We start from the raw sequence: 382 nt of genomic DNA on the forward strand, positions 1-382 counted from the left end.
GGGCTTTTTTTTCAATTTGATTATTAGCTGTAAACATTCCAGGATTAGTGGTTCGGATGTTTTCCTGACAGCTACTACAAAGCATTAACCCTGCAAAAAGTTGTACATTTTCCTTTGATTCACAGAATCCACATGATTTAGGAAAAGGAACGATATTTGCTAAGTTGACTAATTCTTTTGACATAATATTTATCCTCAAGTTGTACATATTAATTTCAATAATTTTCAGTATGTTATACCTAATTTCACTCTAAATTTTGTACATTCTTGTATGATCCATGTGTACAAACACTTTTTTATAAATTTCATACATTTAAGTCTAAAAAATCCTGAATTTTTGTACACCACTCTGTACAAATTAATAACCATATAAATCAAAAAT

1 protein-coding gene is annotated in these 382 nt (G+C 28.3%); it reads right to left on the minus strand.

Translation table 11 applies throughout. The features are described from left to right. Positions 1–184 (minus strand): hypothetical protein (locus H3028_RS21130; protein WP_219920341.1); only part of this gene is annotated, 184 nt, incomplete at its 3' end. Positions 185–382 lie beyond the last annotated feature (198 nt).

The organism is Pseudomonas sp. Q2-TVG4-2 (assembly GCF_013620795.1).
Classification (GTDB): domain Bacteria; phylum Pseudomonadota; class Gammaproteobacteria; order Pseudomonadales; family Pseudomonadaceae; genus Stutzerimonas.